We start from the raw sequence: 4,837 nt of genomic DNA on the forward strand, positions 1-4,837 counted from the left end.
AGCGGCAACTGAGCCACGAGTCGATCCGCCAGGCGCTGATACGCCTGGGCGTGGGCTGGAAGCGGGCCAAGACCTGGATCACCAGTCCGGATCCGCATTACGCCCGTAAAAAAAGTGGCGCGACCGCCTGATCGAGTTGGCGGCGAGGCGCTCGGACTGGGTGCTGGGTTTTCAGGACGAAGTCTGGTGGAGCCGCTTCGCGCGTCCGTCCCTGAAGGCCTGGAGCGAGGGGCCGGCTCTGCGCTTGCAGCAGTTGTCGGCGGATCTGCAGGATGCCGAACCCAAGGCGCTGAGTTGCTATGGTCTGTTGCGCGCCGACACGGGGCGGATGCTGCTGCGCTTCGTCAGGGGCCGCCCGGTCAGCCAGGTGACCGAGGACTTCCTGGCGTGGGTCTGCGAGCGCCTGGCGAGCGAGGGCAAGAAGGCGCTGCTGATGATCTGGGACAATGCCAGCTGGCATGTCAGCCATCGAGTGCGGGCCTGGATCGGGACGCACAATCGCCGGGCCAGGGCCGAGGGTGGCGTACGGATCGTAAGCTGCCGCCTGCCGCCTGCCGAGCAAGAGCCCCTGGGTGAATCGAATCGAGCCTTGCTGGGTGCATGGCAAGCGGGCGATCCATGAACCCGAACGCCCGTTGACCATCGCCGAGGTAATGGAGCGGGTCTGCACCTATTACGGTTGCGAACAGCTCCCACCACTTGAACAAGATGTCGGTTGAAACTGCACTAGCCTTCCTGAAGCTAGTCTGTTGACGGGGCGTGGTTGGCAGTCTGTTGACCAGGTTTTCCGCGCAGGTGGATAATTCACTTCAATGACAGTTAGGGCGCATGGCGCCGGGGAGTCACCAGCATGACCGTAGAAACCTTCACCCCGACACCGCTGCTCTTTACGCAGGGGGCCGCAAACAAGGTGAAGACCCTGATCAGCGAGGAAGGCAATCCGCGCCTGAAGCTCCGCGTTTTCGTCACGGGAGGTGGATGCTCGGGGTTCCAGTACGGATTCACTTTCGATGAAGACCTCGCCGAGGATGACACCCTCGTCGAGCGTGAGGGTGTCAGCCTGGTCGTCGATCCGATGAGTTTTCAATATCTGGCCGGGGCTGAGGTGGATTATCAAGAAGGGCTGGAAGGTTCGCGCTTCGTGATCAAGAACCCCAATGCCGCGACCACCTGCGGTTGTGGCCAGTCTTTTTCGATCTGAGCCTGCATCAAGTCAAAACGTCCCTCTTGGGGGTGGCGTTTTTATTTGTCGTCTGGGTGTTGTCTGGGGCTCAGGCAGGATAAATGGCGCCCAGGATCCGCGGCCCTCGTGCTCCGGTCACGCTGGGCCGGTTGGCTGGTATGCCTTCCAAGCAGCAGTGCGCCAGCCAGGCAAAGGCCATGGCTTCGATCCAGTCCGGGGGGATCCCGTAGGCCTCGGTGGTGGCTACCTTGCTGGTAGGCAATAGTTCGGCGAGCCGTTTCATGAGTGCCTGGTTGTGGGCTCCACCACCACAAACGAGCAGCTCATCCGTCCTGCCTTGGGCTGTTTGCAGGGAGTCGACGATGCTGCTGGCGGTGAGTTCGAGCAGGGTGGCCTGTATGTCCGCTGGCGCCATGGTTGGCAGCCCGGCCAATTGTTGCTCCAGCCAGACCATGTTGAACAGCTCGCGACCCGTGCTTTTCGGGCCCCGGCTCAGAAAGAAGGGATCGCCGAGAAGTGTCTTCAGCAATGCCGACCGTATCTTGCCGCTGGCCGCCCAGTCGCCGTTACGATCAAACTCAAGGCCTTGCTGGCGCTGAATCCAGGCATCCAGAAGAACGTTGCCGGGGCCGCAATCGAAGCCGTAAACCGGTTTTCCTGGCTCAATCAGGGTCAGATTGCTGAAGCCGCCAATGTTGAGGATGGCGCGGTGGGTGCTGTCGTCTGCGAACAGCGCCTGGTGGAAAGCTGGTACCAGCGGAGCACCCTGGCCCCCTGCGGCAAGGTCGCGTTTTCGGAAGTCGCTGACGACGCTGATGCCGGTGCATTCAGCCAGTAAAGCCGGATTGCCGATCTGAATGGTGATGCCCTGTGCCGGATGATGACGAATGGTTTGTCCGTGGCTGCCAATGGCGCGAATCCGGGCGGGTTGGATACTCTGCTGTTTGAGCAGGCTATCGATACCTTGAGCGGCAAGATGCACCCATTGCTGCTCGACGAGTGCTGCCCGCACCAGTTCATTGGGGCCAGGGGAGCAGAGGGCCAGCAGATCAGCACGAAGATCCGCAGGCATGGGCAGATAAAGCATGCCGAGTAGATTGGTCCGGGTGTCCTGATCGACAAGGGCGATATCTAGCCCGTCCAGGCTGGTACCAGACATTACCCCCAAGTAAAGCGCCATGGTCAGCGCTTGTCCATGGCCAGCATGGTGGCCTTTTCCTGATTCATCTGGGCTATCAGCGCCTGGGTCTGCTGCAGGAAGCGCTGCCTTTCACTTCGGGCAATCGGGTCGGCCATTGGCAATTTTTGCGACAAGGGATCGACGTGAGTGCCATTGATCTGGAACTCATAATGGAGGTGCGGCCCGGTCGATAAACCGGTGGTCCCAATGTAGCCGATGATCTGCCCTTGTTTGACGGTGCTGCCCGTACGGACTCCTTTGGCAAAGCCCTGCATGTGTGCATAGAGGGTCTGGTGGCGGTTGCCGTGCTGGATGATTACGGTGTTGCCATATCCGCCCTTGCGGCCGGCGAGAGTCACTTTCCCGTTGCCGGTTGCGCGGATCGGCGTGCCGCGTGGAGCAGCATAGTCGACACCTTTGTGGGCGCGGATCTTATTGAGAATCGGATGGCGACGGCCGTTGGAAAAGCGTGAGCTTATGCGGGCAAAGTCCACGGGCGTGCGGATGAAGGCCTTGCGCATGCTGTTGCCATCGGCGGTGTAGTAGTTGGTTGCGCCTTGCTTGTTGGTGTAGCGCACGGCGGTGTAAGTCTTGCCTCGATTGATGAAGCGGGCGGCAAGAATATTACTCTGATTTAAGCGTTTGCTGCCGAGGCGCTTTTCCTCGTAGATCACTTCGAACTCGTCGCCGCGGCGGATGCTCCGAGCGAAATCGATGTCATAGGCAAAGATGTTCGACAGAGCCAAGGTCGTGCTATGGGAGAGGCCGGCTTTCTTGGCTGCAAGAAATAAAGAGCTGTCGATCACGCCACGGGCATAGACAGTGCGCACCTCGGGCTTGGCGATATCATGCTTGATGGAAAACCCTTGGGCAGACTTGCTAATTTTCATGGTTTTCAGTCTGTCCAGCTTGGTGTGCAAAGTTTGCAGCTCGCCGTTGGCGGAAAGCGTGAATTCAAACTTTTGCCCGGCTTTGACGCGCTCCAGCTGTTTGGCGGCTTCCTTGTTGTTGCTAAGGATTTCTTGCCAGGTGGAAATTGGGACCCCTACCTTGGCGAACACTGCCGAAAGGGAATCCCCCTTGCTTGCGGTCACAATTTTTTTGGTTGTGGACAGGTGAGGGGTTGCAGTCGCGGTAGGGGGGGCATCACTTCCAGTCTGCTGAAGGGGCTGCTCCGCAGAGCTGGGCAGGCTATCCGTGGAGCCTTCGGGCATGGCATAAGACAGTGCCGCCTCGTCGACGGGCAGTTCTGGTTTTTGGTCGTCTGTTTTTTCACTCCAAGTCAAAGCGCTCTCTATCTCTGGATTGATAAAGGGTTTCTTCGCCTCGACCTCACGTGAGGGGAACACCAGCAGGGCCAGGCTGAGCAGCGCTACTACACCACTGGCAGCCAAAATATGGCTTTTTGGGTAGAGCGAGGCTTTGGTGTCTTTTTGAGTCATGGCAGGGGGTGTTTAGAATACAGTAACTGACTAAAATATAATCAAATCGCCTATGAGGCAACCCTGAGGGGCGTGTGGTTTGTCTGAATGAGTCCCTTGAGACACAGGCCACCGTTTCCCCTTTAACCCTAAGGGATAGACAAACGACTAACAGGTCGTTGAAAAATTCAGCTCCAACTGCCCCAGTCCGTCAGGTTTGACGTTTTTTCAAGCGCTCAGACCCTGACGTTTCTTTCAAAAGGCCTAGCTTCAGGCCCTTTTGGACGATTCCAGCGCCTTCCCACGCCTTTCGGCGTTTTCCGGGCGCAGCTCGCCCTATACATGCGAGCCTCGCCACCAGCCCGACAGGCTCCCCAGGCGGATCAGGTTGTAGACCGAGAAGCCCAGCAGCAGTTGGGCACTCAGCTTCGCCCGACCGGTCAGCCTGGTCTTGCGCAGCCCGCCCACCGTCTTCAGCCAGCCAAAGCCTTCCTTGATCCGCTTGCGGAGCTTCAGGCTGGTCGCATACCCCGGATGACGCGTCGTGCGTCCGTCGATGGCGCTGCCCTTTTCCTGGCGCGCCACAGGCGGCGTCACCTTCAGTTCGCGCGCACCCTGGACAAGGGCCTGTTGGCCATGGTTCCTGTCCGCCCCGACCGTGCTGCCCGGCTTGGCCGTGCGCTCCAGCATGGCCAGCGCGGCCTCGACTTCGGCAGGCCCGTTGAACCCGGTGCACTCCACATCCACGATCAGCCTGCTGCGGTGCTCGATCATCGTGTGTGCCCTATGCGCCAGACGGCTGGCGTCGCCGTTGTTGTTGCGCGCCAGACGGGCCTCGGGATCGGTTTTCGACCGATGGGTGGCGTTGCTGCGCTTCTCGCCCTTGAAGTCGGCGTAGGGGTTGCGCGTGCCATCTGCCGGCGGCTTGCCGCCGTCCTTGCGGACGAAAGACTTGTGCGAAGCCCAGGCGTCGATCCGCGTGCCGTCCACGCTGAAATGCCCATCGCTGGCGTACCCGGGCCACTGCTCCAGCGACTTGATGCGCTCGAAGAA

Annotated in this window: 5 protein-coding genes; 2 read left to right on the forward strand and 3 right to left on the reverse strand. The window is 59.9% G+C overall.

The annotated features are described in order from the left end of the window. The first annotated feature begins 160 nt into the window (after positions 1-160). Positions 161-622 carry a hypothetical protein gene (locus ACYVD0_RS19665; RefSeq protein ID WP_460428371.1) on the forward strand — a complete coding sequence of 154 codons (462 nt, stop codon included), beginning with the start codon at positions 161-163 and terminating at the stop codon, positions 620-622. A 228-nt stretch (positions 623-850) separates the two neighbouring features. Beyond that, a complete protein-coding gene (erpA, locus tag ACYVD0_RS19670) occupies positions 851-1,201 on the forward strand; it encodes an iron-sulfur cluster insertion protein ErpA (RefSeq protein ID WP_460428372.1) in 351 nt (116 codons plus the stop codon). A gap of 70 nt (positions 1,202-1,271) precedes the next feature. On the opposite strand, the gene ACYVD0_RS19675 is transcribed toward erpA, so the two are convergent. The 3 genes from ACYVD0_RS19675 to ACYVD0_RS19685 all read right to left on the reverse strand — a co-directional run. Next, positions 1,272-2,363, reverse strand: coding sequence for an anhydro-N-acetylmuramic acid kinase (locus ACYVD0_RS19675; RefSeq protein WP_460428373.1), 1,092 nt, complete (start codon positions 2,361-2,363; stop codon positions 1,272-1,274). A 2-nt stretch (positions 2,364-2,365) separates the two neighbouring features. After that, positions 2,366-3,805, reverse strand: a complete 1,440-nt coding sequence (locus ACYVD0_RS19680) for a peptidoglycan DD-metalloendopeptidase family protein (RefSeq protein ID WP_460428374.1) — start codon at positions 3,803-3,805, stop codon at positions 2,366-2,368. Positions 3,806-4,120: 315 nt separating this feature from the next. After that, on the reverse strand, positions 4,121-4,837 hold a 717-nt coding region (locus ACYVD0_RS19685), incomplete at its 5' end, for a transposase (RefSeq protein ID WP_460428375.1).

The organism is Azotobacter armeniacus, from assembly GCF_054779355.1.